This window comes from Streptomyces sp. NPDC046465 (genome assembly GCF_040646035.1).
Taxonomy (GTDB): domain Bacteria; phylum Actinomycetota; class Actinomycetes; order Streptomycetales; family Streptomycetaceae; genus Streptomyces.
In genome coordinates, this window is record NZ_JBEYZK010000002.1 from 219,146 (window position 1) to 245,333 (window position 26,188).

A 26,188-nucleotide genomic window follows, 5' to 3' on the forward strand; every position below is an offset into this window, starting at 1 on the left:
AGAGCCGGTCCAGGGCGTGGCGGTGCGGGCTCAGGCCTGCCGCGACGCCAGCTCCACGACCGTGATGTCCGACGGCGCCCCGACCCGTACCGGCGGCCCCCACGCGCCCGCGCCCCGCGTCACGTAGAGCTGCGTGTCGCCGTACCGCTCCAGGCCCGCGAGGGTCGGGTTGGCGAGGTCCGCGACGAGGTTGCCGGGCCAGAGCTGGCCGCCGTGCGTGTGGCCGGACAGCTGCAGGTCCACGCCGTGCTCGACGGCGTCGTGGATGACGACCGGCTGGTGCGCGAGGAGCACGGAGGCCCGCGCGCGGTCCCGGTCGCCCAGCGCCTTGGCGAAGTCGGGTCCCTTTCCCTCGCTCTCGCCCGCCACGTCGTCGACGCCCGCCAGGTCGAACGCGGGGAGTTCGGTGCGCGCGTTCCGCAGCGGGTGCAGCCCGAGTTCGCGTACGTGGTCGACCCACTGCTCGGCCCCGGAGAAGTACTCGTGGTTGCCGGTGACGAAGTACGCGCCGTGCCGCGCCCGCAGTCCGGCGAGCGGCGCGGCGGCCGGACCGAGGTGCTCGACGGTGCCGTCCACCAGGTCGCCCACCACGGCGATCAGGTCGGGCTGCGTGGAGTTGACGGTATCGACCACGCGCCGCGTGAAACCGCGCCCGAGGATCGGACCGAGGTGGATGTCGCTGACCACCGTGATCCGGAACCCGTGTGCCGCGCGCGGCAGTTTGGCCAGCGGCACGGTGACCCGCTTCACCTTGGGGCCGCGCAGCACGCCGTACGTGCCGTACCCGACCGTTCCTGCGGCGACGGCCGCGGCGGTCCCGCCGACGACGCGGGAGACGAAGAGGCGGCGGGAGGGAACAGGAGAAAGGGCAGTCGTGGGCGCAAGAGCGGGGGCGGGGGAAAGGGCAGTCGTGGGGGACGGGGCGGCGGTCGCGGGGGCAGACTCTGTGGTCTCTCCGGCCCCGGTGAAGGAGGGCTCGGCGATGCCTTCCGCCTCCGCGGGCGCGGTCCCGCGGTCGGCCCACCGCCGCACCGACTTCCGCACCAACGGCCGTACCAACTCCCCCGCGAGCAGCGCGAGCAGCAGGTAGAGCGAGACCGCCATCCACATGAACCCCGGCCAGGCCAGCACCCGCTGGAGCAGGAAGGGAGCCCCGGTGCGCTCGGCGGCGAGGGCCGCGAACATCAGCAGGGGCCCCGCGACGAAGACCGCCGTCCCGGCGCGCCGGGCGGGACCGGGCCCTGCCGTGGTGTCCCGGACCAGCCGGCGCCAGGCGTACCAGTGGAGGCCCGCGAAGGCCGCGAGGACGGCGAGGCCCGCCAGGACCACGAGGACGATCACGGCGTCGGCGTTCTGCGCAGAGCGCGGACTCCACGGAACCCGATGGTCCCTACCACCGTCCCCAAGACAAAGGAGACAACGGCAAGCGTCAGGTGCACCCAGAAGTACCCGGTCGGGTTGTCCGCGTCGTCGAAGGCCAGCCCACTGCCGTCCTTCCACAGGTTCTTGACGAAAGTGATCCAGATGAACCAGCTCCACACCCCGAAGGCGAGCAGGAACCAGGAGACAGGGCGGCTGAGCTTCATACGTTCAGTATCGCGAGCTCCCGTCCCGGGCCGCCGCCGGGGTGGGGACGACGGGACACAGCCCACCTCGGCGACGACCCGCACAGCCCGGCCCTGTACGTTCTCGTCCGTGCCTGCCGTAAAAAAGACCGCCATGTTGGTCGCTTCCGCCGCATTGCTGACCATGTCGACCGCAGCGCCCGCACTGGCGGACGGGAAGCCGGGAGACGACAACGACCAGCCGAAACCGCCCTCCCAGATGTCCACCGTCGGTGGCGCCCAGCTCGGCGTGGCGGGCACCCAGGTGAAGCTCAAGCCGGGTGCCCCGGTGCTGCCGAAGGAGCTGACGGGGCGTTCCTGGATCGTCTCGGACGCCGAGTCCGGTGAGGTCCTGGCCTCGCACAACGCGCACTGGCGGCTGCCCCCGGCGAGCACCCTGAAGATGCTCTTCGCGGACACGGTCCTGCCGAAGTTCCCCAAGACGCAGCAGCGCAAGGTCGCGCTCTCCGACCTGGCGGGCATCGGCGCGGGCAGCAGCCTGGTCGGCATCAAGGAGAACGAGTCGTACAGCGTCCACGACCTGTGGCTCGGCGTCTTCCTGAAGTCGGGCAACGACGCGGTGCACGTCCTGTCCGCGATGAACGGCGGCGTCCCGCAGACCGTCAAGGACATGCAGAAGCACGCCGAGGATTTGCAGGCCCTCGACACGAGCGTGGTCTCCCCGGACGGCTACGACGCCAAGGGGCAGGTCTCCTCCGCGTACGACCTCTCGCTGTTCGCCCGCTCCGGGCTGCAGAAGAAGGACTTCCGCGAGTACTGCTCGACGGCGACGGCCAAGTTCCCCGGTGAGACCAAGGAGATCAAGAAGGGCAAGGACAAGGGCGAGACGAAGCGCGAGTCCTTCGAGATCCAGAACACCAACAAGCTGCTCACCGGCGCCGAGGGCGTCACGCCCTACAAGGGCATCGCGGGCGTCAAGAACGGCTACACCTCGAACGCGGGAAACACGTTCACCGGTGTTGCCGAGCGCGACGGCAAGGTCCTCCTCGTCACCGTCATGAACCCCTCCTCCGCCGAGAGCCACGCGGTCTACAAGGAGACGGCGCGCCTCTTCGACTGGGGCTTCGCGGCCGCGGGCAAGGTCGACCCGGTGGGTGAGCTGGTCGCCCCGAAGGGCGCTGCCACGGGCGGCGCGGGCAAGGGCGCGCCGGGCAGCGGCGGCGGGGGCACGGACGCGGAGAACGCGGCGCACTCCTCCGACGGCGGGGGCAACGGCATGGGCATCGCGCTCGGGATCACGGGCGGCGTGCTCGCGCTGCTCGCCGCGGGTGCCTTCGTGATCCGGCGCAAGCTGCCGCTGCCGGGCCAGGCGGGCCGACGGGACCGCCAGAGCTGACGCGGACGACGTCAGGCAGACGATGTGTGGGCAGAGGCAGTCTCTCCGGAGGCTGCCTCTTCGCCGTCCGGGGCCTCTGGGTCCGGGGCCTCTGGGTCCGCGCCCTCCGCATCCGGGACCTCCGCATCCAGGACCTCCGCGTCCGACGCCTTGCGCGTCGCGGTCCAGGCCGCGCAGAACAGCATCAGCTTTGCCGTGAAACTGATCCACAGGAGCAGCGCGACGGGCACTCCGAAGGCGCCGTACATGCTCTTCGACGCGACGCCCTTCATATAGCCGCCGAGCAGCAGCTTGAGCAGCTCGAACCCGGCCGCGCCGATCAGCCCGGCGGTGATGAGGTCGCGTCGGCGCGGCTGGACCCCGGGCAACAGCGTCAGTACGTAGAGCAGCAGTACGAAGTCCGCGGCGACCGCGATGGCGAAGGCGATGATCTGGAGCAGGACGGTGCCCCAGCCCTTCTCGTCGATGCCGATGAGATCGGCGGCCCAGCCGACGGCGGTCGAGGCGAGCGCGGACGCGGCGAACGACGCGAGACCCACACCGCCGAGCCCGATGAGCACCCCGGCGTCCTTGACCTTGCGCAGGACGGGGTTCTCCTCCTCGTCCTCCAGTTCCCAGACGGCCCGCAGGCATTCCCTTATCGAGCCGACCCAGCCGATGCCGGTGAAGAGCAGCAGGGCGCCCGCGACGAGGCCGACGGTGCCCGCGTTGGCGACCAGCGCGTCCAGGTTCAGCTGGTCGGAGATGCCGGGCACCTGCTCGGAGATCTTGCCTTCAAGCGTGCTCTGCTGCTTCTTCGAGAGCGTCGCGGCGGCGATCGCGGCCGCGACGGTGAGCAGCGGGAAGAGCGCCAGGAAGCTGATGAACGTCATGGCGGCCGCGAGGCGCGACCAGTGCACCTGGTCGAGCCGTTCATAGGCCTGCCACGCGTGCGTGCGCATGCCTTTCTCGACGAGCGGCCCGATGCCGGGCAGTTTCTTCAGCCAGTCCATGACGCCTCCGTACCTGCTGTCCTGCCCGATGTCCTGTCTGCTGTCCTGTCTGCTGTCCTGCCCGCTGTGCGGAAGACCAAGGTCCGAGTACCCCAGAACCGCAGGACAGTGGCGAGTGCCATACCGATTCCGGCGCCCGATACGGTGTCCGCGCGCTGCGAGGTGTAGCCGAGCCCGTAGTGCGACACGGCGATGCACAGCAGTTGGACGAGGGCGCCCGCGATGTTGACGGCGAAGAACACCGCGTACTGGCGAAGGCGCGAGACCCCGGCGCTCCTGCTCCGGTAGGTGCCGAGCGCGTTGCCCGCGTACGCGACCGAGCAGCCCGCCACGAAGGAGAGCGCTTTGGCGGTCAGCGGGTCGAGGCCCACGGGGCCGCGCAGCCAGATGAAGAGGCCGAGGTCGGCGGCGTACGCGCAGATTCCGGCGACGGCGAAGCCGAGCAGTTCGCGCGGGGAAGGCCGACTCACCAGTCCACGACCGCGAGCCCGTACATCGCGAGCCACACCAGGCCGATCACGGCGAGTGCCCGGTCCCGCAGGACGACGTCCTCGGGTTCACCCGCGGTGCCCCGGTCGGCGAAGACGGCGTAGCGCAGGATCGCGAGGATGAAGGCCGTCATGGACAGCTGGCGCCAGGGCAGCAGGCCGCTGGCCGTGCCGCCCTCCTCCATGGCCCACAGGCAGTACGCGAGAACGGCGACGCCCGCGGCCAGTTGCCACACGAAGCGCAGATAGCCGGTGGTGTACTCGGTGAGCAACGCGCGCGTGGCGCCCAGCGTCTCCGTGCTCCCGGACATCTGGACGGCCTCCGAGTAGCGCTTGGCGGAGACCATGAAGAGCGCGCCGAAGCCCGTGGTGATCAGGAACCAGCGGGAGAGCGGGATGTCGAGGGCGAGGCCGCCGATCATGGCGCGCATCAGGAAGCCGGTCGTGACGATGGTGAGGTCGACGACGAGGACGTGCTTGAGGCTGATGCAGTAGGCGAGTTGCATGCCGACGTACGCGGCCAGGAGCGCGGCGGTGAGCGGCGTGCACAGGACGGCGGCGGTCGCGGGCGCGAGGACGGCGAGGAGCCCTCCGACGGCGTACGCGACGGGCACGGGCACCTGTCCTGCGGCGACCGGCCTGCGGCACTTGGTGGGGTGCGCGCGGTCGGCGTCCGCGTCACGGGCGTCGTTGATCAGGTAGACGGCGGACGCGGCGGCCGTGAACAGCGCGAAGACGATGGCGACTTGCACGAGGGCGTGCCGCGAGAAGAGCTCGCCCGCGGCCGCGGGGGCGGCGACGACCAGGACGTTCTTCACCCACTGGCGGGGGCGTGCGGTCTTCAGCAGGCCCAGCGGCAGGCTGACGGGTCCCGGCCGTGAACTCTCGGGCGGGCGGGGTCGCTCCAGGACGGTGGCGACGGGTGTGGCGACGGGTGTGGCGACGGGTTCAGTCATCAGCTGTGGCCTCCGTTCATCCAGGCGGCGCCCACGCGCGCGGTGAGCGCGCCGAGCGCCGCGCCCGCGGCGATGTCCGAGGGGTAGTGGACGCCGACGACCATCCGGGAGACGCACATCGCGGCGGCCAGCGGCGGGACGAGGTGGGCGCCCACGGGGCGCAGCGCGCCGTACGCGACGGTGGCGGCCGCGGCCGACGTGGCGTGCGAGCTGGGGAAGGAGTGGCGGCCCACGGTGCGCACGAGGGGTTCGATGCCCTCGGGGCTGCCGGGGCGGGGGCGGCGGACGATCCGCTTGACGCCCATGCTGGCCAGGTGCGCGGCGGCGGTGAGCGCCGTCCCTCGCAGCCAGGCGCTCCGGCGCTCGCGGTCGACGGCGGCGCCCGCCAGGCCCGCGGCGATCCACAGAAGGCCGTGCTCACCGGTCCGGGAGAGGGCGCGGGCGGCGGACGCCACGCGCGGGTCGGTGCCGCAGTCGCGCAGGGCCGACAGCAACCTGTGGTCCATGTCGTGCATGTCGCCTCTTTTTCGAAGACATCCGAGGGCTGGGCATCTCGACTCTTCTAGGCAATCTCGTAATAATTACGTCAATCTAGGGTGACACTCGCTTAATCACCCATTTCGGTGAGAGCAAGGACGTTTTATAGCGAACCGCCCACTTGTGGGCGATACCGTCGCCTTCATGCCTGCCGACTCCCCTGCCGACGCCCTCGCCCCCGCCCCGGTCCCGGTCCCGACCTCGCACTCCGTCTCCGTGTCCGGCTGGGGCCGCACCGCACCGACCACCGCCCGGCTGGTGAGACCCCGTACGCAGGAGGAGGCCGCGGCCGCGGTGCGCGACTGCGGGGAGCGCGGCGGCATCGCCCGCGGTCTGGGCCGGGCCTACGGAGACGCCGCGCAGAACGCGGGCGGCGACGTCTTCGACATGACGGGCCTCGACCGGATCCGCGTCATCGACGCCACGCGCACGTCGGCCACCGGCGAACCCGCGGCCACGGTCGTCTGCGACGCGGGCGTATCGCTGCACCACCTGATGGAAGTCCTGCTGCCGCTCGGCTGGTTCGTGCCGGTGACGCCCGGGACGCGGTACGTGACGGTCGGCGGGGCGATCGGCGCCGACATCCACGGCAAGAACCACCACGTGTCCGGCTCCTTCGCCCGCCACGTCCTCTCGATGGACCTCCTGACCGCCGACGGCACGGTCCGCACCGTCGAGCCCGGCACCGCCCTCTTCGACGCGACAGCGGGCGGCATGGGCCTGACCGGCGTGATCCTGGCGGCCACCGTGCAACTCCTGCCGGTCGAGACATCACTGATGGCCGTCGACACGGAACGGGCCACCGACCTCGACGACTTGATGGCCCGCCTCACCGCCACCGACCACCGCTACCGCTACTCGGTCGCCTGGATCGACCTCCTCGCCCGCGGCGCCACCATGGGCCGCTCGGTCCTGACCCGCGGCGACCACGCCCCCCTCGACGCCCTGCCGGAGCGGGCACGCGCGCGTAGAGCCCCTCTGGCGTTCCGTCCCGGACAGTTCCCCGCGGCCCCCTCCTTCGTACCGGAGGGCCTGCTCGGCAAGGCCTCGGTGGGCCTCTTCAACGAGCTCTGGTACCGCAAAGCGCCCCGCTCCCGCACCGGTGAGCTCCAGAAGATCTCCACCTTCTTCCACCCCCTGGACGGCGTCCCGCACTGGAACCGCATCTACGGACGCGGCGGTTTCGTGCAGTACCAATTCGTCGTCGGGTACGGGAAGGAGGAGGCCCTGCGCCGCATCGTGCAGCGCATCTCGGAGCGCGGCTGCCCCTCCTTCCTCGCCGTACTGAAGCGCTTCGGAGAGGGCGATCCCGGCTGGCTCTCCTTCCCGATGCCCGGCTGGACGCTCGCCCTCGACATCCCCGCGAACCTCCCCGGACTCGGCACCTTCCTCGACGACCTCGACGAGGAGGTGGCCGCCGCCGACGGGCGCGTCTACCTGGCCAAGGACGCACGCCTGCGACCCGAGATGCTCACCGCGATGTACCCACGGCTCGCCGACTTCCGCGCCCTGCGGGCCGATCTGGACCCGCGCGGCGTGTTCCGCTCGGACCTCTCCCGCCGCCTCGCCCTCTGAGCCCTCTGAGCCCTCTGAGCCCCCTAGGAGACCGGTACTCATGAAAGACGCCTTCGGCACCCCTCAGTCCCTGCTCGTCCTCGGCGGCACCTCGGAGATCGGCCTCGCCACCGCGCGGCGCCTCGTCGCCCGCCGCACCCGCACGGTGTGGCTGGCCGGGCGGCCCTCACCGGATCTGGAGAAGGCCGCGGCCGGCCTGCGCGACATGGGCGCGGAGGTGCACACCGTCGCCTTCGACGCCCTCGACTCCGAGTGTCACGAGGAGTCCCTCGGCAAGATCTTCACCGAGGGCGACATCGACATGGTGCTTCTCGCCTTCGGCATCCTCGGCGACCAGGCACGCGACGAGGACGAGCCGCTCGCCGCGGTGCGCGTCGCCCAGACCAACTACACGGGCGCGGTCTCGGCGGGCCTCGTCTGCGCGCGGGCGCTGCAGTCCCAGGGGCACGGCTCCCTGGTGGTGCTCTCCTCGGTGGCGGGCGAGCGCGCGCGCCGCTCGAACTTCATCTACGGCTCCAGCAAGGCGGGCCTCGACGCGTTCGCGCAGGGCCTCGGCGACGCGCTGCACGGGACCGGAGTGCACGTGATGGTCGTGCGCCCCGGCTTCGTGCGCTCGAAGATGACGGCGGGCCTTGAGGAGGCCCCCATGGCGACCACTCCGGAAGCGGTGGCGGAGGCCATCGAGACCGGCCTGCGGCGGCGGTCGGAGACGGTGTGGGTGCCGGGGGCGCTGCGCCTGGTCATGTCGGCGCTGCGGCACGTGCCGAGGCCGGTGTTCCGGCGCCTGCCCGTCTGAGACCGGTCAGCGGGCGGGCTGAGGCCGGTCAGCGGGCGGGCTGCGTGCCCCGGGCCGACGGGGCCGAGGCCTGCGGGGGCACCACGGAGCCGCCGAAGGCGAAGTTCCGCAGCTTGCGCCAGACGCCGTCGGCGCCCTGCTCGTAGAGGGCGAAGCCGGTGCAGGGCCACTCGGCCTCGTACTCCGAGAGCTCCTCGTACGCCCGGTCCATGGCCTCTTCGGCGATGCCGTGCGCCACCGTCACGTGCGGGTGGTACGGGAACTGCAGTTCCCGCGCCATCGGCCCCGACGCGTCCCGCACCCGCTCCTGCAGCCAGGAGCAGGCCGATCCGCCCTCCACGACCTGCACGAAGACCACAGGAGACAGCGGGCGGAAGGTGCCCGTCCCGGAGAGGCGCATCGGGAAGGGCCGCCCCGCCGCCGCGACCGAGACGAGATGCGACTCAACCGCGGGCAGCGCCGACGCGTCCACCTCGGTGGGCGGCAACAGGGTCACATGGGTGGGGATGCCGTGCGCCGCGGGGTCCCCGAAGCCCGCGCGCCGCTCCTGGAGCAGGCTGCCGTGTGGCTCCGGGACCGCGATCGAGACGCCGATCGTTACGGTCCCCACGTCGTACTCCTGTCGTCGCGTCAATGGGCGGGGGACGCTGCCGTCGGGCAGCGCGGTGCTGTTGTGGCGGTGCTGCTGTGGCGGTGCTGTTCTGTCCGGTTCGCGGGCTCAGTGCTTGGCGGGCAGGAAGCCCACCTTGTCGTATGCCTGCGCGAGGGTCTCGGCGGCAACGGCACGAGCCTTCTCCGCGCCCTTGGCCAGGATCGAGTCGAGCGTCTCCGGGTCGTCCAGGTACTGCTGGGTGCGGTCCCGGAAGGGAGTCACGAACTCGACCATGACCTCGGCGAGGTCGGTCTTCAGCGCACCGTAGCCCTTGCCGGTGTACTTCTGCTCCAGTTCGGCGATACCGGTACCGGTGAGCGTGGAGTAGATGCTGAGGAGGTTGCTGACGCCCGGCTTCTCCGCCACGTCGTAGCGGATCACCGTGTCGGTGTCGGTGACGGCGCTCTTGACCTTCTTGGCGGTCGCCTTGGGCTCGTCGAGAAGGTTGATCAGGCCCTTCGGCGTCGACGCCGACTTGCTCATCTTGATCGACGGGTCCTGAAGGTCGTAGATCTTCGCCGTCTCCTTGAGGATGTACGCCGACGGCACGGTGAACGTCTCCCCGAAGCGGCCGTTGAAACGCTCGGCGAGGTCACGGGTGAGCTCGATGTGCTGACGCTGGTCCTCGCCGACCGGGACCTCGTTGGCCTGGTACAGCAGGATGTCGGCGACCTGAAGGACCGGGTACGTGAAGAGGCCGACGGACGCGCGGTCGGCGCCCTGCTTGGCGGACTTGTCCTTGAACTGCGTCATGCGGGACGCCTCGCCGAAGCCGGTGAGGCAGTTCATGACCCAGGCGAGTTGGGCGTGCTCGGGGACATGGCTCTGGACGAAGAGCGTGCAGCGCTCCGGGTCGAGGCCCGCGGCGAGCAGCTGGGCGGCGGCGAGCCGGGTGTTGGCGCGCAGCTCGGCGGGGTCCTGCGGGATCGTGATCGCGTGCAGGTCCACCACCATGTAGAAGGCGTCGTGGGACTCCTGCAGCGCCACCCACTGGCGGACCGCGCCGAGGTAATTGCCGAGGTGGAACGAGCCGGCGGTGGGCTGGATCCCGGAGAGCACACGAGGTCGTTCAGAGGCCATGTCGCCCATTCTCTCAGGTGACTCTCATAGCTCGGAAACAGGTGTGTGACGGGCGGGCACCGATCGGCGTCGAACGTGCCGGGTCATGGCGGGTCGGGGTCAGGCGGTCGGCAGGCCCGGGGCCGGATGGGCGGCCATGAGGTCGGCGACCTCCGACCTGATCTTGGCCAGGGCGTCCTCGTCCCCGGCGCGCGCGGCGATGACTCCGCGGTCGATCCATTCGGCGACGGCCGCCATGTGCTCCGTACCGAGGCCGCGGGAGGTCAGGGAGGGCGTCCCGATGCGGATGCCAGAGGGGTCGAAGGGCTTCCTCGGGTCGAAGGGGACGGTGTTGTGGTTGACGACGATCCCGGCCCGGTCGAGGGCCTTCGCGGCGATCTTGCCCGGGACGTCCTTGGGGGTGAGGTCCATCAGGATCAGGTGGTTGTCGGTGCCGCCGGAGACCAGGTCGAAGCCGCGGGCGAGCAGGGCTTCGGCGAGGGCCTTGGCGTTGGCGACGACCGCGTGGGCGTAGTCCCGGAAGGAGGACCTGGACGCCTCGTGGAGGGCGACGGCGATGGCCGCGGTGGTCTGGTTGTGGGGGCCGCCCTGCAGGCCGGGGAAGACCGCCTTGTCGATGGCCTTGGCGTGCTCCTCGCGGGACATGAGCATCGCGCCGCGCGGGCCGCGCAGGGTCTTGTGCGTGGTCGTGGAGATCACGTCGGCGTGCGGCACCGGTGAGGGGTGGGCGCCGCCCGCGATCAGCCCGGCGATGTGCGCGATGTCGGCCACCAGGACGGCACCGGCCTCGCGGGCGATCTCGGCGAAGGCGGCGAAGTCGATGGTGCGAGGGAGAGCGGTACCGCCGCAGAAGATCAGCTTGGGGCGCTCCTTCAGGGCGAGGTCGCGCACCTCGTCGAGGTCGATGCGGCCGTTCGTCTCCGGGTCGGCGGTCCGGCGCACTCCGTACTGCACGCCGCGGAACCACTTGCCGGTGGCGGAGACGCCCCAGCCGTGGGTGAGGTGGCCGCCCATCGGCAGGGCCATGCCCATCACGGTGTCGCCGGGCTCGGCGAAGGCGAGGTAGACGGCGAGGTTGGCCGGGGAACCGGAGTAGGGCTGGACGTTGGCGTGCTCGACGCCGAAGACGGCCTTGGCGCGGGCGATGGCCAGGCGCTCGACGGGGTCGATGTTCTGCTGGCCCTCGTAGTAGCGGCGGCCGGGATAGCCCTCGCTGTACTTGTTCTGCAGAACGGTGCCGGAGGCTTCGAGGACCGCGGTGGAGACGTAGTTCTCGCTGGGGATCAGCCGCAGGGTCTCGGCCTGGAGCTGCTCCTCGGCGCCGACGAGGGCGGCGAGCTCGGGGTCCTCGGCGGCGAGGGCGGGGTGGTTCGAAGAGGATGAGGAAGAAGAAGGGAGAGTCATGGCGTCCTCCGGGGCGAGCGGTCAGTTCCGGTCGTGGTCCCGGGGTGCCCAGGCGGGCGGCACCTCGTAGGTTGTGCCTCGCACGGCTTCATCGGGGTCTCTTCCCCGTGCGCCAGTCACCGTGCTGTCGGAGCCAGCCTAGCCCGCACACCGGTTCGGCAGGTTTCTTCGTCCGCGATGCGAGCGACGATAGAAAATGGGCGCCACACCCGCCCCACGCCGCAGGACGAACGGAGACCCCGTGTCGACTACGTCATCTCCCTCCACCGGAACGACGAGCGAGCAGTTCATCGCCTCGGCCGAGGCACACAGCGCGCACAACTACCATCCGCTGCCCATCGTGGTCACCTCGGCCGAAGGTGCCTGGATGACGGATGTCGAGGGGCGCCGCTATCTCGACATGCTCGCCGGGTACTCCGCGCTCAACTTCGGGCACGGCAACCGCCGTCTGATCGATGCCGCCAAGGCCCAGTTGGACCGGGTGACGCTGACCTCGCGGGCCTTTCACCACGACCGGTTCGCCGAGTTCTGTACGCGCCTGGCCGCGCTCTGCGGCAAGGAGATGGTGCTGCCGATGAACACCGGCGCGGAGGCCGTCGAGACAGCCGTAAAGACCGCGCGGAAGTGGGGCTACCAGGTCAAGGGCGTGCCGGACGGGCGGGCGAAGATCGTCGTCGCGGCGGACAACTTCCACGGCCGGACCACGACCATCATCAGCTTCTCCACGGACGACGAGGCGCGGGCGGACTTCGGGCCGTACACGCCGGGCTTCGAGATCGTTCCGTACGGCGATCTGGAGGCGCTGCGGGCCGCGGTCACCGACGACACCGTGGCCGTGCTCATCGAACCGATCCAGGGCGAGGCCGGGGTCCTGGTGCCGCCGCCCGGCTATCTGCCGGGGGTCAGGGAGCTGACGCGGGAGCGCCGGGTCCTCTTCATCGCGGACGAGATCCAGTCGGGGCTCGGCAGGACGGGACGCACGTTCGCGTGTGAGCACGAGGGCGTGGTCCCGGACGTGTACCTGCTGGGCAAGGCGCTCGGCGGAGGCGTCGTGCCGGTGTCGGCGGTGGTCGCCGACGCCGATGTGCTCGGGGTGTTCAAGCCGGGTGAGCACGGGTCGACGTTCGGCGGCAACCCGCTCGCCTGCGCGGTGGGCCTTGAGGTGGTCGACATGCTGTCGACGGGCGAGTTCCAGCAGCGGGCCACGGAGCTGGGCGAGCATCTGCACGCGGAACTGGGCCTGTTGACCGGTACGGGCAAGGTGACGCAGGTGCGGGGGCGCGGGCTGTGGGCGGGCGTCGACATCGCGCCGTCGTACGGCACGGGCCGGGAGATCTCCGAGAAGTTGATGGAGAAGGGGGTCCTGGTCAAGGACACGCACGGGGCGACGATCCGCATCGCTCCCCCGCTGGTGATCAGCAAGGAGGATCTGGACTGGGGGCTCGGGCAGTTGAGGGCGGTGCTGAGCTAGGGGCGGGCTTCCTCGTCGGCTTCGGCTTCGGCGTCGGCGTCGGCTTTTGCGTCGGCTTCGGCTCCCTGGGCGTAGGCCGCTTCGAAGGCGGGCGCGCCCAGGGCCATGCGGCTGCGGTCCGTGGCGCGCGCGACGTCGGTGCGTTCCGCGGGCGGCAGGGGCGCGTGCTCCGCCTCGCGGATACGGGCGGCCGTACCGAGGAGACCGGCTGCGTGAAGGTGGTCGCCGGCCAGGGAACGGGCGCCCGCGAGGCCTTCCAGGGCCAGGGCCACGGCGCGCTCGTCCCCCGTCGAGCGGGCCACGGCCAGCCCCTCCCGGTGGAGTTCCTCGGCGCGTACGGCGTCACCGCGCTGTTCGGCGACGTACCCGAGGTGGGCCAGGATCAGGGCCGCACCGGAGTCGACGCCGAAGCGGCGGTTGAAGTCCAGCCACGGCAGCAGGAGATGCTCGGCGGCGTCGAGGTCGCCGCGGTGGCGGGCGCCGATGGCGAGGCCCGTTTCGGCGAACTGCTGGGCGGGGCGGTGGGACTGCTCGGCGGCGAGGCGGGCGGCGCGTTCGTGGAAGGCGGTGGCGGCCGGGTCGTCGCCGGTCAGGAGGGCGATGCGGCCGAGACGAGAGAGGCGGAAGGAGAGGTCGGTCCAGAGTTGGAGTTCCTCGGCGCTCCGTGCGCCGTCGCGCTGGAGCCGGGCGGCCTCGTCGTAGTCGGCGGCTATCTCGGCGAGCACGCCGAGCTGCTCGGACGCCTGCAACTGGCCCCAGCGGTCGCCGAGTTCGGCGAAGAGGGCGGCGCTGCGGGTGGCGTCGCGGCGCAGGGCGGGGAGGTCGCCCCGGTAGAGGGCGCGGGTGGCCCGGGTGGAGAGCGTGGCGGCCTCGCCCCAGCGGTCGCCGGTCGCCCGGAACTCCGCGAGCAGCGCGTCGACGCGAGCGGCCTCGCGGGGCGTGTGGTCGAACCCACAGCGGGCGAAGGCGAGCAGCCAGCGGGAGTGGGCGTCGGCCGGGGTGGTGGTCTCACGCTCGCACGTACTGCCGTGGGCGCAGGCGGGCTCGCCGGTAAGGAGGGCGAAGGCGGCGTGGGCCGTGGCGGCGGCGGTTCGGGCGGGGTCCGTCGAGGGCAGGTTCAGGGCGCGGTCCAGGGAGCGCATGGCTTCGCGGAGGCGGCCGCGCAGGAACCAGTACCAGGTCAGGGCGTTGACCAGGCGTAGGGCCGTAGAGGCGTCGGAGTCGGTGAGCGACCAGTCCAGGGCGGCGCGGAGGTTCGCCGTGTCGCGGTCCAGGCGACGCAGCCAGGTCTGTTGTTCGGGGCCGCGCAGAGCGGTGGCCGCGCGTTCGGCGAAGGCGGCGAAGTGGTGGGCGTGACGGCGGCGGGTGGCGGTGGTCTCGGCCGCGTCGTCGAGGCGTTCGAGGCTGTAGGCGGTGACGGATTCGAGCATGCGGTAGCGCGGCGGCTCGGGGGTATCGGTCATGCCGGTCATGCCGGTCGCGTTCGGTACGAGGAGGGAACGGTCCACGAGGCGTGTCACCAGGTCGAGCGTGTCGAAGATGCCGAGAGTGCCGAGAGTGCCGAGGGCGTCGTCCTCGGGAGCGGAGAGCACCGCCTCCGCGCTCTCCAGCGTGAAGCCGCCGCCGAAGACCGCGAGGCGGCGCAGGGCCCGCTGCTCCGGTGCCGTCAGGAGTTCCCAGCTCCAGTCGATCATCGCGCGCAGGGTGCGTTGGCGTGCCGGGGCGTCGCGGCGGACCTGGTTCAGGAGGCGGAAGCGGTCGTGCAGGCGGTCGGCGAGGGCGTGTACGCCGAGGACGCGTACGCGGGTGGCAGCGAGCTCGACGGCCAGCGGTATGCCGTCCAGGCGGCGGCAGATGAGGGCGACGGCCTCGCGGTTCGCGTCGTCCAGGGCGAAGCCGGGCGCGGCGGCTGCGGCGCGGGCGGCGAAGAGTCGTAGCGCGTCCTCCTCGCCGAGCGGGGCGACGGCCTCCAGCGTCTCGCCGGTCAGGGCGAGGGGTTCCTGGCTGGTGGCGAGGATGTGCAGGTGCGGGGCGGTGCGGAGGAGGTGGGCGGTCAGGTCGGCGGCGGGGCCGAGGACGTGTTCGCAGTTGTCGAGGACGAGGAGGAGGCGGCGCCCGGCGAGGGCCCGGCCGAGCCGGTCGGCTGCCGCCTGGTCCGAAGGGTTGCCGTCGTCGCCGCCGCCATTGCCGCCGCCCTCCGCCGGTTCCGGCTCCCCCGGCTCCCCCGGCGCGTCGTCGCGGATGCCGAGCGCCGCCGCCACCGTGGCCGCCACCTCGCCCCGGCTTCCGGCGAGTTCGGCCAGTCGTACGCCGTCGGGGAAGTCCGCTGTCAGGCCCGCCGCCGCTGCCAGGGCGAGGCGCGTCTTGCCCACGCCGCCGGGGCCCGTGAGGGTGACCAGGCGTCCGGCGCCGACGAGGTCGCGTACGCGGGTGACTGCTTGGTCGCGGCCGATGAGGTCGGTGAGCTGGGCGGGGAGGTTGGTGAGAGGGTGAGGCCGGATCGCCGGGTCGGGCGCTGCCACCGCATTCCCGTTCACTCCCAGGTCCACCTCCTGGCGCAGCATCGCCTCGTGCAGCGAGGTCAGTTCGGGGCTCGGGTCGATGCCCAGTTCTTCGGCGAGGTGCAGACGCAGCTCGCGGTACGAGTCCAGGGCCTCGGCCACCCGGCCGGAGCCGTAGAGGGCGCGGAGGTGGGCGGCCCGGAGGCGTTCACGGAGGGGTTCGCGTGCGATCAGGGGCCCCAACTCATCTGCTAGCGCCGCGTGTTCGCCGCGCGCGAGGCGGAGCTCGGTCAGTGCCTCCTGGGCGGTGAGGCGTTGCTCCTCCAAATGTGAGACCGCCGCGCGCGTGAAGTCGACGTCGCGGAAGTCTGCGTACGCGGGCCCGCGCCAGAGGTCCAGCGCCTCGGTCAGGAGGGACGCCTTCGTCTGCGGGTCCTTGTCGGTCGCGTACGCGCGGGTGGTCAGCGTCTCGAAGTGGGTGGCGTCCACGTGCTCGGGCGGTGTGCGGAGCTCGTACCCGGCGGGGCCGTATGCCACGAGGGCGCGTCCGCCGGGTTCGGCCGCCTCCAGGGCGCGGCGCAGCTGGGAGACCTTCGTCTGGAGGGAGTTGAGAGGTGAGGACGGCGGGCGCCCGCCCCACAGGTCGTCGACCAGGGTGTCCGCCGGGACGGGGCGGCCCGCCCGTACGAGGAGCGCGGCGAGCAGAGCCCGCACCTTCGGCTCCGGGGCAGGCACGGCCGCCCCGTCCTGCGCGCGCACGGTGATCGGGCCCAGCACCTCGAATCGCATCTGGTCACAGTAATTCGCGGCCTCACCAGCACCGACGGCGGTCCGTGCGTGGACCGTCGGCGTTCCGTGCGCGCCCCCCTGCACGGTGTACTCGTGATCGCGACCCGGCCGGTCACGGGAACCAGCAGCACCGCCCCCGACAAGGAGTCACCATGACCCTCTCCCGCGAAATCCATCTCGCCGCCCGCCCCGAGGGCGAGCCCACCACCACGCATTTCGAGCTGGCGACCGTCGAGATCCCCGAGCGGCTCGGCGAGGGGCAGATAGTCGTCCGCAACACCTGGATGTCGGTCGACCCGTACATGCGCGGTCGCATGGACGACGCGCCGTCCTACATCCCCCCGTTCCAGCTCGGCGCCCCGCTGGAGGGCAGCGCGGTCGGCGAGGTCGTCGCGTCGAACGCCCCCGAGGTGCCGGTCGGCGCCACCGTCACGCACTTCCTGGGGTGGCGGGAGTACGCGGTCCTGGACGCGGCGGCCGCGACCGTCGTCGACACGACGCTCGCCCCGGCCGCCGCCTATCTCGGGCCGCTCGGCGCGACGGGCCTGACGGCGTACGCCGCGCTGACCCGTACCGCCCCGGTCCGCGAGGGCGACGTCGTCTTCGTGTCGGCGGCGGCCGGGGCGGTCGGCAGCGTCGCCGGACAGATCGCGCGTGAGCTCGGCGCCTCGCGGGTGATCGGGTCGGCGGGCGGCCCGACGAAGACCAAGAAGCTGCTCGACACGTTCGGATACGACGCCGCCATCGACTACCGCGAGGGGGGCCTGTCCGAGCAGCTCGCGCTGGCCGCGCCCGACGGCGTGGACGTCTACCTCGACTCGGTCGGCGGCGACCACCTCCAGGCCGCCATCGGCGCCATCCGTCCGGGCGGGCGCATCGCCCTTGTCGGCGCCATCAGCACGTACAACTCGACCACGCCGCCGCCCGGCCCCGACAACCTCTTCCAGGCCGCCAAGCAGGAGGCGACCCTGCGCGGCATGCTCGTCACCAGCCACCTCGACCTGTTCCCGGAGTGGATCGGCCGGGCGGCCCCGCTGCTCGCCGACGGCACCCTGCGCACCGAGCAGACCGTGGTCGAGGGCATCGAGAAGGCTCCGGAGGCGTTCCTCGGAGTCCTGCGCGGCAGCAACATCGGCAAGATGCTGGTCAGGATCACGGACGAGGGCGCGTGACAGGGCGGCGGGCCGCCGCCGCGTGACGGGGCGGCGGCCCGCCGTCAGCCGGGAGGTCCATCTCCTCCTCCTTGGGGTTCGCAGGTCTCGCTGATGTGGGCCTTGTAACCGGTCGGGGCCGCGCGTACTGCATCTTGATCCGGTCCGTGTGTACGTACGCGTGCGCAGCCGACACGTCTGAACGGCTGGATGCCTCATGCGAGTGCTGTGCGCCCGTCAGGCCTCGAAGCGACGGCGGGCGGCCTCGATGTGACCGAGGTACTGGTGGGTCCAGCCGCACATTCCATCGACCGTGGCTCGCAGGGCCAGGCCCGGCTCGGTGAGGGTGTACTCCACCCGCGGCGGCACGGTGGGGTGCACCTTCCGCTCGACCAGGCCGTAGCGCTCCAGCATGCGCAGGTTCTGGGTGAGCATCTTGTGGCTGACGCCCTCGACCTCGTCGCGCAACTCGCTGAAGCGCAGGGTGCGCTCTCCGAGAGCCTCGATGATCAGGAAGGCCCACTTGTTGGCGACGTCCGAGAAGATCTCTCGCGCCAGAGAGTCCGCGCGCCTCAGGTCCGCGTCTTCGGGCGAGCCCGTGAACTGCTTGGTCACCATGAGGTTCCCCAGTCACTGAAAAGTGCGTTCTTCCAGGTCAACGGCCACTCTCTTACAGTTTCCGAGTAACCACAAGAGAGCACGCGCGTCTTGGTTCCGCGGAAGCGAACCCGCGGGCTCTATGGCAAGGAGGCAGGCAGCATGACCACCATCGACCTCTTCAACCACAACGTGCCGGCCGAGAGCGACTTCGGATACTCGCAGGCGATCAAGTCCGACGACCTGGTCCACGTCTCCGGACAGCTCTCGCTCGACGAGGCGGGCGACTTCCTCCATGCGGACGACTTCGCCGCCCAGCTCAAGCAGACTTACGCCAACTTCGACAAGGTCCTGAACCACTACGGCGCCACCCGCAACCAAATCATCTCGCAGACCCTGTATGTGGTGAACCTGCGCCGGAACGCCCGGGCGACGTCGGAAGGCAACCTCACGTACTTCGGCGACCACCGCCCGGTCAGCACAGTCCTCGGCGTCACTGAACTGACCTTCCCCGGCCAGGTCATCGAGATCAGCTTCATCATCGACACCAAGCTGACCGCCTGAGCCCGATCAGGTCCGGCAGGCGGTGATCATCGGGCGCCTGCCCCCTCTGGCCATTCGGACTCCCCCAGACGAGCGCCCAGCCCCATATGGCCCAAGCCGTAACGATCCTTCACCCGCCGCACAGGTGAACCGGACAAGCCCTCCAGTCGTACCGGCGCGAGGTCGCGTCATGCTCCGAGAGCCCTAGTCCTCGGCAGCAATTGGAGCCTCCCCCATGCGTCTTCGACACACCGTCGGCGCCGCCCTCTGCGCACTCGCCCTCGCCGTGGCCATCCCTACCTCGGCCGGCGCGACCCCCGGCAACTTCTTCTACAAGTACGGCGACCCGAACCACCCGAGCCTCGGCAGCATCGAAGAGCCGAAGACCAATCAGTGCATCAACATCCCCGAGATCAAGGGCAAGCCCGAGACCGCCTTCGCGCCCGACAACGCGACCCCGGAGGCTTACGCCATCGTCTACACCAAGGAGTTCTGCGGAGGCACGAAGACCAAGGTCCCCGCCAGTACGAAGCTCGGGCCCGAGGTCAAGTTCAGGTCGGTGCAGCTGGAATCGGACTTCTCCACGGGCTGAGCCCTACCGGAGATAGGTCTGCTGCCACTCCAGCGAAGGCATGTTCAAGGCCGCCTCGGCCAGTTCCTTGGCCGAGGCGGTCTTGAGGCTGGCCAGGCTGGTGTCGATCCAGTTCTGCACGTTCCGGTGGCCCTGTTCCCGGTACTCCACGGCCTGGATGAGACATTCGAGCTTGTCGGCGTCGTGGGCCACGACGACTTCGGGGCTGTCGCCGGTCTCGTACTCCTCGACGATGCGCTGCACGCCGGCGGTGACAGCCGGGTGGGCGCCCGAGACCTGGTCGGCGGTGACGGCCTCGTTGGTGGCGGCCTTAAGGTAGCGGCGGCCGATGCGGGGGATGTCGCTTACGCGGGTCTCCTGGGTGTCGTGGAAGACGCACATCAGGGCGACCTTTGCGGGGTCGGCGCCCTCCATCATGGCCAGCACGCTTCCGATGATCGCCGTACGGAAGCTGTGCTCAGCGATGGTCTCGGGGTCCTTGACGCCCACGATCCACCAGCCGGACCGCTTGGCCCTCTTGAGCATCCCCATCTCGAACAGGAACCCTGCGGTGCCGCGGCTCTGGTCGTCTGCCATGTGTGGCCCTCCATTGCTCATGTGCGATTGCTCAGCTGGTGCTGCACGGCGCAGAGGTCGCGCCGGGACCTGGGGGGAGATCACGCCGGTGTCGAGGATCTTCCCGACTCTCTCACCGAGTGCGTCGGCCACGGAAGGGGCGGCCCGCGGAAGCCACGGGTGCGCGTGCACCAGCGCCCAGATCGAGTGGGCGTACAACTCCACGTAAGTCGGGGCCTCCTGGAGACCTCGGGTCAGGAGGCGCAGGAGCGTTATGGGGTCCCAGTCGGTGAGTTCGCGATCTCGCATGAACAGGTCGCTGGGCTGTGGCCGGGAGGCGGCGCCGAGCCAGTACGCCCAGTAGTTCAGGTTCGCTGCCTCGCCTGCGTCGTCGTCGACCAGGGCGCGCTCGATGAAGTCGCGCAACGGCTGTGGATCTCCCTGGCGGGCCAGGGCCGTCGCGGTCGAGCGGGCTTCGGGCCAGAGGGACGACCAGCCGTGAATGGACAGGGCGCCCCGGCCCTTGTGCAGCACGTGAGCCGTCCATGCGGAGGTATCGGGGCTGTCGTCGTACGAGGTGAGGTACGCCGCCTGGCGGCGCAGCAGGACCCCGGCCCCGCTCATGCTGGACGCACCTTCCGCGATGTCCCTGAGATGAGTGAAGAGTTCAAGTCGCTGTGGGGCGGGGATGATCGGGGCCGCCGGTACGGCTCCACGACGACGCGGAGCAGGCCGGTTCGCCAGCATCGGAGGCGGCGTCCCGTTGACCGCCCAGGCGAACATGTGGGCAGTCGCACGAGTGTGGACCCACTCTGCCAGCGGGTGTTGCTCCAGCCGGAGCGGAGGGCTGAGCGCGCCGCTGAGGATGCGGTCCGCGTCCATCGCCGCGTCCAGGAGTTGCACGAGTTCGGCATCTGCGCCGAGCGCGGGTAATCGGCGGCGCAGATCGAGCAGAGCACCGGCCTTCACGTTGGCGAGCGGGCGACGGCCCGACTCCCAGCCCTGGAGGGTCGCGAGGTCGACCTGCAGATCCTCGGACAGGCCGGCCTGGGTGCGGGGGATGCTCTCGCGGGCAAGGCGCAGCACGTAGCCGGACACGATCCCGCTGACGTCGATCTTGCGCGGCTGCGGTGTGTGGCCCATGACGCCCTCCCGTCCTGGCGTGGTGCTCCGCATAACACGTACCCGGGGTCAGTCCTATCGCATACCCCACGCTCATACGGTCGTAGTGACCGATCGGGTGGCCCGTCGAGGGCCGCTTCCTGATCCTCGTCGTACTGATCATCGCCTTCACGGTCGTCATCGCCGCGGAGAACGGGCTGGCCGTGGTCTGCACTTCACCGATGCGTACGCATCGACCCACCCCGCCGCCCCTGCACATGCCATCCGCCCACTCGTCCGGAGGACGCCGTGAGCACTACCGAAGCCCTGGCCGCCCCCGAGGTGGTCGACTGGACCGCCCTGCGGAACTTCGCTGCCCTGCGCGGCCAGTTCCGGATCTCCCTGACACCCCGGTGCAACCTCGGCTGCTTCTTCTGCCACAACGAGGACGACGTTCCACCACCCCTGACGCTGCGCGACCGCACCAAACAGCCACGCCCCCGCGCTGTGACCGCTGAGGACTTCCTCACCTTCATCCGGGCGATGATCAAAGCGGGGTTGCGGCGCGGCTACTTCAGCGGCGGGGAGCCGCTGGTGTCGCCGTTGGCCCGTGAGGTGCTGGCGAACCTGCCGGAGATCGGCGTGCACGGCTCGTACACGCTGATCACGAACGGCACCCGCATCCGCCAAAACCAGCGATGGCTGGCCCAGACCCGGCTCGACAAGGTCAAGGTCTCACTCCACTACTTCTCCGACGCCTCGCTCCTCGACATCGCCGGGGTCCGTACGGGCATCGCGCCGATCCTCGACGGGATCGAGGCCGCCTGCGAGACCTTCGAACGGGTTGAGCTGAACTGCCTTTTGCTGCGCCAGAACCAGCACGAAGTCCGGGCCATCCTCGACCACGCCCTCGCGCGCAGGCTGCCGGTGCAGTTCATCGAGCTGGTGCCGACCGACTTCAACGAAGGCGACGCCGACAACGCCATCCCGGCCGAGCAGATCGTCCAGCACCTCCGGACCCTCACGGCCAAGGAGCACGTTGAGGTCACCGGGGTCGGTCAGGGCCGACGGGTCTTCCGCGTCGACGGGGTGGAGATCGACGTCATCGAACGCGGTCTCGGCCGCCACCACGTCGGCCAGTGCGGCACCTGTCCCGTGCGCGCAAACTGCGTCGAAGGCTTCTGGGCCCTGCGCGCCGACCACGCCGCCGGCCTCCAGCCCTGCCTGTTGCGCGGGGACCTGCGCCTGGACATCAAAGACGCGCTGAGCGACCCGGGCCGGCTCGCCGAGGCCGTCGCCCGCCACGTCACCGCCTTTACCGAGGGGACCCTGTGAACCTTCCATCCGCGTACGCGCCGATCCCGTACGACGACCTTCCCCGCGGCTTCTTCGGCGTACTGGAAGGGGTCTCCGGCGTCGGCAAGTCCACCCTCGCCCGGCTCCTGGCCAAGCGGCTCGGCGCGACCGCTCTGCACACGCTGACGCTGCCGCACGAGGAATGGGCAGAGGCAGCACGGTTACGGCTACAAGCCCTCCCGCAGTTCGGCTTCTACCTTTCCGGCCTACTCCACACCTCGGACCGGACACGAGAGGCACTCACAGCCGGACCGGTCATCGCCGACCGGTACAGATCGTCCGTCATCGCCTGCCACGCAGCAGCCCACGGCATCCCAGCGGAGGACGTAACTCGTCTGCTCGACCCGTTCCACGACTACCTGGCCACCCCGGACCGCACCTTCTATCTCCGCTGTTCCGAGCAGGCATTGCGGGAGCGGATGCGCAGCAAGCCGGACCTGAAGCAGGACGACGCAGACCTCTTCGAGGTCCCTCACCGGCTCAAGCAGCTGCTCGCGAACTTCGAGACGGTCGCCGTCGGCGACCCGACCGCCGTGGTCCTGGACACCGACGGCCGAACCCCCGACCAGCTCGCCGACGAGATCCTCACGTACGTGGAGAGCGGCCGTGCTTAATCCCGTCAACGCCGAGGCGGTGATCCGGGACGGTGGCGCCCACGGCTGCTTCCCTGACGAGATCCATGAGGCGGTGGGCTGGTGGCTCGGCGCCTGCCTCGTCACCACCCTCAAGGCCCACCGCATCGCCGTCGCTCACGACGGCCGTGGCGTCAGCCTCCTAATCCACCAGCGACTGTGCCGGGGCGCGATCAATGCCCAGCACTACGCCTGCACGGTGCTCACCCTCCGTGTCGCGGATGAGGAGACATTGCTGCGGGCGATGTCCGAGCTGGGCGGCGTACCGGGCGCCCGCGTCTCCTCTACTAAGGCGGGAGGCGAGGAGACCGTCTCCATCGTCCTGTACGGAACTGACGGCAAGCCGCTCGACGAGGACACCGGCCTGGCGAGCATCCGGCACCTGATCGCCACCGACCGTGTCCCCATCCCCGTCAACGTGACGGCGAAGGGCCGCATCGAGCACTACCCGCACCCTGCCGAGCAAGAGGGAGGAGGAGCCGAGCGATGATCAACGCGGCCGACATCATCGGCAATCGGGACCCGATCCTGTTCATCACCCTGGACTCGTTGCGCTACGACACCGCCCGCACCGCGCTGGACGAGGGTATGACCCCACACCTCGCCGGGCTGCTGCCCGATGGAGGCTGGGAGCGGCGGCAGACCCCCGGCACCTTCACCCTCCCCGCCCACATCGCCTTCTTCTCCGGCTTCCTGCCCAAACTCCCGCAACCCGAGCAACCAACCCGGCTGTGGGAATGTCGGCCACCCGCGTTCAAGGCGGTCCCGCCCGAGACGTTCGTCTTCGACGCCCCGAACCTGCTCGCCGGGCTGGGTCAACACGGCTACCGCACCGTCTGCGTCGGCGGCGTCACCTACTTCTCGCGGGAGACCCCTCTCGGCTCCGTGCTGCCGGACATGTTCGACGAAGACCACTGGCGCCCCGACTTCTGCTCCCCGGACCCCGACTCGACCCGCCATCAGGTCGACCGAGCCCTGGAGATCGCAGACCGCTTCGACAAGCGCGCTCTTTTCCTGTTCGTGAACGTCTCCGCCACTCACGTCCCCCACGGCCACTACCTCGGCGACAGCCAAGACACCGCAGCCTCCCAGCGCGCCGCCCTGGCCTACGCATCCCAGCACCTGAGCCACCTCATCACCACGCTCACGACCCGCCGCCGCTGGCTGATCATCCTGTGCGCGGATCACGGCGACGCCTTTGGCGAGGACGGCTTCCACGGCCGGGGCATCGCCCACCCCGTCGTAATGAACGTGCCCTACGCAGCCATGGTGCGTGGATGAACTCCACTACGCTCGCGGGGCATGAGTGACGAACGCACAGGCCCAGCCCGCGACGCCTCCGTGGTCGTGGCCCGGGACGAGGAAGGTCAAGTGGCCATCCTGACGGCGGACTTCCCGCGTCACGGCGGCGAGTACCTGTTCCTGCCAGGCGGGCGCCGGGAAGAAGGCGAGAGCCCCGAGGAGTGCGCCCGACGCGAACTGCGCGAGGAGGCCGGAATCACCGCTGACCGCTGGCGCCCTCTCGGGTCGTACGCAATCACCCTGGACTCGGCAGCCCGCGTCCATCTCTACGCAGCCCACGGGTTGACTCTGGGCCCTCAGCAGCTCACGCCGACAGAAGAAGACTTCAAGCTGTCGTGGTGGCCCATGCCCGATGCCATCCGAGCTGCTGGGGAGAGCCGCTTCCTTCTCCCCGCCGGTCCGCTCGCCCTCCTCTTGGCGGAGCGGGCTATCTATTGATCAGTGCCAGTTCCGCCCACACCGTCTTCAGCGGCTCCGGCCCCCTCTCCACGCCCCACCGGTCCGCCAGCGCCGCGACGATCACGAGCCCCCGGCCCGACTCGTCCTCGCCGTCCGGCTCCCGTACGACGGGCAGCCGGTCACCGCGCGTATCCGCGACCTCGATCCGCAGCGTGCCGTCCGCCTGCTCGGCGAGAGTGAGCCGGAAGTTCCTAGCGGGTACGCGCCCGTGCTCGACGGCGTTGGCCGCCAACTCGGCGACGACCTGGGCAGCGTCCCCGGATTCGCGGCCCCATGTGCGGAGTTGCTGCGTCACCAGCAGACGCGCTCTGTGCGCTCCCTGCCAGGTGGCGGGCAACTGGACGCGGAAGCGCCGCTTGGACTGAGCGGAACGCACGGTTCGGGTGATTTCTGAGTTCACGTGACTCAGCGTGGTCGCTGGCGCTTAGCCTGAACAGTGATGGCGCCTGTACGTACGGTGACTGTACTGGGCTGTCCCGACGAGTACCGGTCGTACCCGTGACCTGGGGAGGTTCGCTGTGAGCGAGGACGATGTCGGCTGGGAGGTGGACTCGGATGACGAGGCCACCGCGATTGCCGAACTCATCGGACGACAGATCAAGTTCTGGCGGGAGGGGGCGGGGCTGCGGGCCGTGGAGTTCGGGGAACGGATGGGGTACGGGGATAACCTGATCCACAAAGTGGAGCGGGGGGCGCGGATTCCCCGGCCGGAGTTCTTGGACCGGGCCGATGAGGTGCTGGGCGCAAAGGGGCACCTGCGGGCCCTGAAGCCCGACGTCGAGAAGCTCCGGTATCCGAAGCGGGTACGGGACCTGGCGAAACTGGAGGCCCAGTCGGTCGAAGTGTGCGCCTACAACAACTCCGTCGTCGAAGGTCTCCTGCAGACCCCCGACTACGCGGCTGCGGTGTTCGGCTGCCGACGTCCGCCCTTCCGACGGGATCAGTTGGACCAGCGCCTGGGTGCCCGCATGGCCCGTAGAGCGATCATCGACGCTTCAACACCGACGCCGGTATTCAGCTTTGTTCAGTGTGAGTCGACACTGTGCCGCCCGCTCGGGGGCACACTGGTCATGCGGGAGCAGCTCGAACACTTGCTGGAGGTAGGGCGGTTGCCCAACGTAGACCTGCAAGTCCTGCCCCTCGACGCCGAGGAGAACGCCGGGATCGGCGGACCATTCAGGCTGCTGAAGCTCAAGGACGGCAGCACGATCGCACACAACGAAGTCCAGCTCACCAGCCGGGTGATCACCAATCGGCAGGAGATCCAGACCCTCGACATGCGCTATGGAAGCATCCGGGCACAGGCGCTCACGCCACGTGAGACATTGGCCTTCATCGAGAAAGCGCGGAGAACGGCATGACGCTGGAGTGGTTCAAAAGCAGCTACAGCACGGATGACGGCCCGGCCTGCGTCGAGGTCGCCTGGCGGAAGAGCAGTCACAGCACCGCCGACGGACCCGAGTGCATTGAGGTTGCCTGGCGCAAGAGCAGTCACAGCACCGCCGACGAGCCGTCGTGCGTCGAAGTGGCCCCGGCCCCTCCCACCGTCCACGTCCGTGACTCGAAGAACCCCGACGGCCCCCAGCTCGCCGTCACCCCCGCCGCCTGGGTGGAGTTCATAGGCCGTCACGTGAAGTGATCGTACGAACACGCGAGTTGATGTACGGTGGCCGCAACTAAGCGGCCCCCGCGCTGGTT

The 26,188-nt window shown here is 70.4% G+C and carries 27 protein-coding genes and 1 riboswitch; of the genes, 14 read left to right on the top strand and 13 right to left on the bottom strand.

The features are described from left to right. Nucleotides 1–30: 30 nt before the first annotated feature. On the bottom strand, nucleotides 31–1,341 hold the full coding sequence (locus tag ABZ953_RS03980; RefSeq protein WP_361716277.1) for a metallophosphoesterase: 1,311 nt from the start codon (nucleotides 1,339–1,341) through the stop codon (nucleotides 31–33). Beyond that, on the bottom strand, nucleotides 1,338–1,586 hold the full coding sequence (locus tag ABZ953_RS03985; protein ID WP_361716280.1) for a hypothetical protein: 249 nt from the start codon (nucleotides 1,584–1,586) through the stop codon (nucleotides 1,338–1,340). Before ABZ953_RS03985 ends, ABZ953_RS03980 begins: the two co-directional genes overlap by 4 nt. 109 nt (nucleotides 1,587–1,695) lie before the next feature. On the opposite strand from ABZ953_RS03985, the gene ABZ953_RS03990 reads away from it, so the two are divergent. Continuing rightward, entirely contained in the window at nucleotides 1,696–2,961 is a 1,266-nt protein-coding gene (locus ABZ953_RS03990) for a D-alanyl-D-alanine carboxypeptidase (RefSeq protein WP_361716282.1), read from the top strand. An 11-nt stretch (nucleotides 2,962–2,972) separates the two neighbouring features. On the opposite strand, the gene ABZ953_RS03995 is transcribed toward ABZ953_RS03990, so the two are convergent. The 4 genes from ABZ953_RS03995 to ABZ953_RS04010 are packed head-to-tail and all read right to left on the bottom strand — an operon-like array spanning nucleotide 2,973 to nucleotide 5,912. After that, a complete protein-coding gene (locus tag ABZ953_RS03995) occupies nucleotides 2,973–3,953 on the bottom strand; it encodes a YihY/virulence factor BrkB family protein (RefSeq protein WP_361716284.1) in 981 nt (326 codons plus the stop codon). Continuing rightward, nucleotides 3,941–4,423, bottom strand: a complete 483-nt coding sequence (locus tag ABZ953_RS04000) for a GtrA family protein (protein WP_361716287.1) — start codon at nucleotides 4,421–4,423, stop codon at nucleotides 3,941–3,943. The genes ABZ953_RS03995 and ABZ953_RS04000 overlap by 13 nt, the downstream gene beginning before the upstream one ends. Further along, entirely contained in the window at nucleotides 4,420–5,397 is a 978-nt protein-coding gene (locus tag ABZ953_RS04005) for a decaprenyl-phosphate phosphoribosyltransferase (protein ID WP_361716290.1), read from the bottom strand. The genes ABZ953_RS04000 and ABZ953_RS04005 overlap by 4 nt, the downstream gene beginning before the upstream one ends. Next, nucleotides 5,397–5,912, bottom strand: a complete 516-nt coding sequence (locus ABZ953_RS04010) for a phosphatase PAP2 family protein (RefSeq protein WP_361716293.1) — start codon at nucleotides 5,910–5,912, stop codon at nucleotides 5,397–5,399. Before ABZ953_RS04010 ends, ABZ953_RS04005 begins: the two co-directional genes overlap by 1 nt. 166 nt (nucleotides 5,913–6,078) lie before the next feature. Between ABZ953_RS04010 and ABZ953_RS04015 the strand changes: the two genes are divergently transcribed. Next, nucleotides 6,079–7,509 (top strand): FAD-binding oxidoreductase, encoded by a 1,431-nt coding sequence (locus ABZ953_RS04015; RefSeq protein ID WP_361716296.1) that lies wholly within the window; start codon nucleotides 6,079–6,081, stop codon nucleotides 7,507–7,509. A gap of 40 nt (nucleotides 7,510–7,549) precedes the next feature. After that, nucleotides 7,550–8,305, top strand: a complete 756-nt coding sequence (locus tag ABZ953_RS04020; RefSeq protein ID WP_361716299.1) for a decaprenylphospho-beta-D-erythro-pentofuranosid-2-ulose 2-reductase — start codon at nucleotides 7,550–7,552, stop codon at nucleotides 8,303–8,305. A 28-nt stretch (nucleotides 8,306–8,333) separates the two neighbouring features. Here the strand turns inward: ABZ953_RS04020 and ABZ953_RS04025 are convergent, their stop codons facing one another. From ABZ953_RS04025 to glyA, 3 genes are all read right to left on the bottom strand, one after another. Continuing rightward, nucleotides 8,334–8,915, bottom strand: a complete 582-nt coding sequence (locus tag ABZ953_RS04025; RefSeq protein ID WP_361716302.1) for a 2'-5' RNA ligase family protein — start codon at nucleotides 8,913–8,915, stop codon at nucleotides 8,334–8,336. Nucleotides 8,916–9,023: 108 nt separating this feature from the next. Further along, nucleotides 9,024–10,037, bottom strand: coding sequence for a tryptophan--tRNA ligase (gene trpS / locus ABZ953_RS04030; RefSeq protein ID WP_361716305.1), 1,014 nt, complete (start codon nucleotides 10,035–10,037; stop codon nucleotides 9,024–9,026). Between the two features lie 99 nt (nucleotides 10,038–10,136). Further along, nucleotides 10,137–11,441, bottom strand: a complete 1,305-nt coding sequence (glyA, locus tag ABZ953_RS04035; protein ID WP_361716308.1) for a serine hydroxymethyltransferase — start codon at nucleotides 11,439–11,441, stop codon at nucleotides 10,137–10,139. A gap of 39 nt (nucleotides 11,442–11,480) precedes the next feature. Further along, nucleotides 11,481–11,571: riboswitch (ZMP/ZTP riboswitch) on the bottom strand. Between the two features lie 66 nt (nucleotides 11,572–11,637). Here glyA and rocD point away from each other — a divergent pair. Continuing rightward, a complete protein-coding gene (rocD, locus tag ABZ953_RS04040; RefSeq protein WP_361716311.1) occupies nucleotides 11,638–12,912 on the top strand; it encodes an ornithine--oxo-acid transaminase in 1,275 nt (424 codons plus the stop codon). Here the strand turns inward: rocD and ABZ953_RS04045 are convergent. Further along, nucleotides 12,909–16,202, bottom strand: a complete 3,294-nt coding sequence (locus ABZ953_RS04045) for a BTAD domain-containing putative transcriptional regulator (protein ID WP_361716314.1) — start codon at nucleotides 16,200–16,202, stop codon at nucleotides 12,909–12,911. The genes rocD and ABZ953_RS04045 overlap by 4 nt on opposite strands. A 152-nt stretch (nucleotides 16,203–16,354) precedes the next feature. Between ABZ953_RS04045 and ABZ953_RS04050 the strand changes: the two genes are divergently transcribed. After that, complete coding sequence (locus ABZ953_RS04050; RefSeq protein ID WP_361716317.1) at nucleotides 16,355–17,374, top strand: NADP-dependent oxidoreductase; 1,020 nt, start codon at nucleotides 16,355–16,357, stop codon at nucleotides 17,372–17,374. Nucleotides 17,375–17,590: 216 nt separating this feature from the next. Here the strand turns inward: ABZ953_RS04050 and ABZ953_RS04055 are convergent, their stop codons facing one another. Continuing rightward, nucleotides 17,591–17,971, bottom strand: coding sequence for a helix-turn-helix domain-containing protein (locus ABZ953_RS04055; protein WP_361716320.1), 381 nt, complete (start codon nucleotides 17,969–17,971; stop codon nucleotides 17,591–17,593). 141 nt (nucleotides 17,972–18,112) lie between these two features. On the opposite strand from ABZ953_RS04055, the gene ABZ953_RS04060 reads away from it, so the two are divergent. Beyond that, complete coding sequence (locus tag ABZ953_RS04060) at nucleotides 18,113–18,514, top strand: RidA family protein (RefSeq protein WP_361716323.1); 402 nt, start codon at nucleotides 18,113–18,115, stop codon at nucleotides 18,512–18,514. A 214-nt stretch (nucleotides 18,515–18,728) separates the two neighbouring features. Beyond that, entirely contained in the window at nucleotides 18,729–19,085 is a 357-nt protein-coding gene (locus ABZ953_RS04065; RefSeq protein ID WP_361716326.1) for a hypothetical protein, read from the top strand. Nucleotides 19,086–19,088: 3 nt separating this feature from the next. Here ABZ953_RS04065 and ABZ953_RS04070 read toward each other — a convergent pair whose 3' ends face one another. Continuing rightward, a complete protein-coding gene (locus tag ABZ953_RS04070; protein WP_361717053.1) occupies nucleotides 19,089–19,661 on the bottom strand; it encodes an HD domain-containing protein in 573 nt (190 codons plus the stop codon). A gap of 1,389 nt (nucleotides 19,662–21,050) precedes the next feature. On the opposite strand from ABZ953_RS04070, the gene ABZ953_RS04075 reads away from it, so the two are divergent. From ABZ953_RS04075 to ABZ953_RS04095, 5 genes are read left to right on the top strand one after another with little or no spacing between them, the layout of a single operon-like run. Beyond that, nucleotides 21,051–22,076 (top strand): radical SAM protein, encoded by a 1,026-nt coding sequence (locus ABZ953_RS04075; RefSeq protein WP_361716329.1) that lies wholly within the window; start codon nucleotides 21,051–21,053, stop codon nucleotides 22,074–22,076. After that, nucleotides 22,073–22,711: a thymidylate kinase gene (locus ABZ953_RS04080; RefSeq protein WP_361716332.1), complete on the top strand. Its 639-nt coding sequence runs from the start codon at nucleotides 22,073–22,075 to the stop codon at nucleotides 22,709–22,711. The genes ABZ953_RS04075 and ABZ953_RS04080 overlap by 4 nt, the downstream gene beginning before the upstream one ends. Further along, nucleotides 22,704–23,219, top strand: coding sequence for a hypothetical protein (locus tag ABZ953_RS04085; RefSeq protein WP_361716335.1), 516 nt, complete (start codon nucleotides 22,704–22,706; stop codon nucleotides 23,217–23,219). Before ABZ953_RS04080 ends, ABZ953_RS04085 begins: the two co-directional genes overlap by 8 nt. Beyond that, the gene (locus ABZ953_RS04090; protein WP_361716338.1) at nucleotides 23,216–24,010 is read left to right on the top strand and encodes an STM4013/SEN3800 family hydrolase; all 795 of its coding nucleotides are present in this window, start codon (nucleotides 23,216–23,218) and stop codon (nucleotides 24,008–24,010) included. Before ABZ953_RS04085 ends, ABZ953_RS04090 begins: the two co-directional genes overlap by 4 nt. 21 nt (nucleotides 24,011–24,031) lie before the next feature. Further along, nucleotides 24,032–24,469 (top strand): NUDIX hydrolase, encoded by a 438-nt coding sequence (locus ABZ953_RS04095; protein ID WP_361716341.1) that lies wholly within the window; start codon nucleotides 24,032–24,034, stop codon nucleotides 24,467–24,469. Here ABZ953_RS04095 and ABZ953_RS04100 read toward each other — a convergent pair. Next, nucleotides 24,459–24,890, bottom strand: a complete 432-nt coding sequence (locus ABZ953_RS04100; RefSeq protein ID WP_361716344.1) for an ATP-binding protein — start codon at nucleotides 24,888–24,890, stop codon at nucleotides 24,459–24,461. The genes ABZ953_RS04095 and ABZ953_RS04100 overlap by 11 nt on opposite strands. 118 nt (nucleotides 24,891–25,008) lie before the next feature. Here ABZ953_RS04100 and ABZ953_RS04105 point away from each other — a divergent pair, with 118 nt between their 5' ends. Together ABZ953_RS04105 and ABZ953_RS04110 are read left to right on the top strand one after the other, a co-directional pair. Continuing rightward, complete coding sequence (locus ABZ953_RS04105; protein ID WP_361716346.1) at nucleotides 25,009–25,851, top strand: helix-turn-helix transcriptional regulator; 843 nt, start codon at nucleotides 25,009–25,011, stop codon at nucleotides 25,849–25,851. Continuing rightward, nucleotides 25,848–26,129 carry a DUF397 domain-containing protein gene (locus ABZ953_RS04110; protein WP_361716349.1) on the top strand — a complete coding sequence of 94 codons (282 nt, stop codon included), beginning with the start codon at nucleotides 25,848–25,850 and terminating at the stop codon, nucleotides 26,127–26,129. The genes ABZ953_RS04105 and ABZ953_RS04110 overlap by 4 nt, the downstream gene beginning before the upstream one ends. Nucleotides 26,130–26,188 lie beyond the last annotated feature (59 nt).

Excerpts from the sequence above, each read along its gene's own strand:
- ABZ953_RS04095 (WP_361716341.1), top strand. The coding sequence starts at position 24,032 with ATGAGTGACGAACGCACAGGCCCAGCCCGCGACGCCTCCGTGGTCGTG.
- ABZ953_RS04110 (WP_361716349.1), top strand. The coding sequence starts at position 25,848 with ATGACGCTGGAGTGGTTCAAAAGCAGCTACAGCACGGATGACGGCCCG.
- ABZ953_RS03995 (WP_361716284.1), bottom strand. The coding sequence starts at position 3,953 with ATGGACTGGCTGAAGAAACTGCCCGGCATCGGGCCGCTCGTCGAGAAA.
- ABZ953_RS04010 (WP_361716293.1), bottom strand. The coding sequence starts at position 5,912 with ATGCACGACATGGACCACAGGTTGCTGTCGGCCCTGCGCGACTGCGGC.
- ABZ953_RS03985 (WP_361716280.1), bottom strand. The coding sequence starts at position 1,586 with ATGAAGCTCAGCCGCCCTGTCTCCTGGTTCCTGCTCGCCTTCGGGGTG.
- ABZ953_RS04060 (WP_361716323.1), top strand. The coding sequence starts at position 18,113 with ATGACCACCATCGACCTCTTCAACCACAACGTGCCGGCCGAGAGCGAC.
- ABZ953_RS04070 (WP_361717053.1), bottom strand. The coding sequence starts at position 19,661 with ATGGCAGACGACCAGAGCCGCGGCACCGCAGGGTTCCTGTTCGAGATG.
- glyA (WP_361716308.1), bottom strand. The coding sequence starts at position 11,441 with ATGACTCTCCCTTCTTCTTCCTCATCCTCTTCGAACCACCCCGCCCTC.
- ABZ953_RS04055 (WP_361716320.1), bottom strand. The coding sequence starts at position 17,971 with ATGGTGACCAAGCAGTTCACGGGCTCGCCCGAAGACGCGGACCTGAGG.
- ABZ953_RS04065 (WP_361716326.1), top strand. The coding sequence starts at position 18,729 with ATGCGTCTTCGACACACCGTCGGCGCCGCCCTCTGCGCACTCGCCCTC.
- ABZ953_RS04020 (WP_361716299.1), top strand. The coding sequence starts at position 7,550 with ATGAAAGACGCCTTCGGCACCCCTCAGTCCCTGCTCGTCCTCGGCGGC.
- ABZ953_RS04015 (WP_361716296.1), top strand. The coding sequence starts at position 6,079 with ATGCCTGCCGACTCCCCTGCCGACGCCCTCGCCCCCGCCCCGGTCCCG.
- ABZ953_RS04005 (WP_361716290.1), bottom strand. The coding sequence starts at position 5,397 with ATGACTGAACCCGTCGCCACACCCGTCGCCACACCCGTCGCCACCGTC.
- rocD (WP_361716311.1), top strand. The coding sequence starts at position 11,638 with ATGGGCGCCACACCCGCCCCACGCCGCAGGACGAACGGAGACCCCGTG.
- ABZ953_RS04045 (WP_361716314.1), bottom strand. The coding sequence starts at position 16,202 with ATGCGATTCGAGGTGCTGGGCCCGATCACCGTGCGCGCGCAGGACGGG.
- ABZ953_RS04050 (WP_361716317.1), top strand. The coding sequence starts at position 16,355 with ATGACCCTCTCCCGCGAAATCCATCTCGCCGCCCGCCCCGAGGGCGAG.
- trpS (WP_361716305.1), bottom strand. The coding sequence starts at position 10,037 with ATGGCCTCTGAACGACCTCGTGTGCTCTCCGGGATCCAGCCCACCGCC.
- ABZ953_RS04090 (WP_361716338.1), top strand. The coding sequence starts at position 23,216 with ATGATCAACGCGGCCGACATCATCGGCAATCGGGACCCGATCCTGTTC.